1 protein-coding gene is annotated in these 940 nt (G+C 57.3%); it reads left to right on the forward strand.

The features are described from left to right. Nucleotides 1–77: 77 nt before the first annotated feature. Nucleotides 78–908, forward strand: coding sequence for an IS5 family transposase (locus MU521_RS21300; RefSeq protein ID WP_250864860.1), 831 nt, complete (start codon nucleotides 78–80; stop codon nucleotides 906–908). Nucleotides 909–940 lie beyond the last annotated feature (32 nt).

Consider the following 940-nt stretch of genomic DNA (forward strand, 5'->3'; position numbering starts at 1 on the left):
GGCTGTGTTGAATCACTAGACGGCGTCGGGATAGGTCGCTAAATCGAAGGAGTTGAAGCGGGAGACTTCAGTTGTCTATGACCCAAATCTCCCGCTTCACTAGCGAAATCGTCCCGATTTCTCAAAGAGTTACCGGCGATGGAGACGAATCCGCCGCCCCGGAAGGTGGCGGCGGATTCGCCGACTATGCCTTCGTTTCTCTCCATTGTCTCCGGATTTACCTCGACACGTCCTACCGAATGACGATTGATCTACTGAAGGAGATGCCACAAATAACCGGGGAGATCGGCCTCGACGCGGCCGATCTCCCCTCCCCATCCACGTTGTGTAAAGCGTTCGACCGGATCAGTATGAGCGTCTGCCGAGTGCTGCTGCGCCAGTCGGCGCAGCTGCACGACCCCTCAAAACATGGCGCGATCGACGCGACATTCTACGAACGCTCAGCAGCGAGCCGCCACTACTGCCAGCGAATAAGCTACTGCGTGCAGAAGCTGAAGGTCACGAAACTCGTCGATACAGACTCTCAAGCCATCCTTGACGTTCACTGCTCGACGAACCGTGAAGGGAGCGACGCGGATCTCGCCGAGCAGATCGCCCGCCGGAACGCGGGCGATCTGCGGTCTCTTGCCGCCGACAAGGGATACGACAAGCAATCGCTCCGCGAATCCCTTCGTGACCTCGGGATTCGCCCGCTCATCAAACATCGTGTCTTTGCACCCTATGATCACGCGCACAACGCCAGAATCGACGAACAGCGCTACAATCAGCGCTCAATGACCGAGACCGTGAACTCGGCTGTCAAGCGCTCGCTCGGCTTCGCCGTGCGAGCGCGTTCGTGGTTCCGTGAGTTCCGAGAAATCGCTCTGATGTGTGTCGTCTATAACATCAAGCGGGCTGTGAAACAGTGAATTCCATCGCAGTATGGCGATTCAACACAGCC

Origin of the sequence: Halorientalis regularis (assembly GCF_023698535.1) — an archaeon.
Lineage (GTDB): Archaea > Halobacteriota > Halobacteria > Halobacteriales > Haloarculaceae > Halorientalis > Halorientalis regularis.